Source organism: Bartonella sp. MR100HLJHH, assembly GCF_042194215.1.
GTDB classification, from domain to species: domain Bacteria; phylum Pseudomonadota; class Alphaproteobacteria; order Rhizobiales; family Rhizobiaceae; genus Bartonella; species Bartonella grahamii.
Window position 1 is genome coordinate 1 of sequence record NZ_JBHIMR010000089.1, and the last position, 824, is coordinate 824.

Consider the following 824-nt stretch of genomic DNA (forward strand, 5'->3'; position numbering starts at 1 on the left):
AGATCCGTTAAACCTTTCTCAAGCTGTCCTTTGTTAACGGCTTCATTATCCTTGGTCGCTGCCTTCACACCAGAAAGTGTCCGATCCGTACCTGCCTTATTGGCAATATTGATTTCACTGCCTTCTACTTCCTTACCAATAGTGATAAGATTTGTAGTTGCATCTTTCTTAACAAGGCTATCGCCTTTCACATTGGCAATTTCATTGTTAATTTGTTTGGTAATCTCGTTTTTAACATTCGTGATAGAATTACCAACTCCAGCAAAAGCACTTGCTACATCAGAATAATTCTCTTCTCCAGAGTTGCCATCATCCTTAACCGATTTAACCGTGAATGTAGGAGCGGTCCATGCACCATCCTTATAGACAGCACCACCCCCTAAAGACGTAGCAACCCCTGTGCCTAATGTATGAAGCTGTGAGCCATTAACGGCGTCTGTTGAAGTTTCACTGATAGCTCCTGCTGCAAGAGACGTTATCTTGCTGTTTTCTTGTGTCACTATAACTGTGTTGTCTTCTTTTTCTTCCCTCTTTTCATGCTGCGCGACAAAGGCATGGGATTTCTCATTCCATAACAAGGCATCGCCTTTAAATGCTTGCGTAATATTCGTTACTTTGTCAGTAAAATTTTTGACCTCATTCGTTAGATGCGTATTCACATTCTTGATACTCGTATCAAGACCAGCAAAGGCTGAACCAACATCGTTGTAGGACGTTTCTGTTGCCTTCCCATCTTCAGCAACATTTGAGATCTTATAAGTCGGAGCTGTAAAAGCACCATCTGCAAATGTTGAACCACCACCAAAATATGTCGCAGCCTTGTC

At 42.0% G+C, this 824-nt stretch carries 1 pseudogene; it reads right to left on the minus strand.

Annotated elements, in window-relative coordinates:
• Positions 1-824 (minus strand): annotated as a pseudogene (locus ACFIJ7_RS09680) (hypothetical protein); the annotation flags it as partial.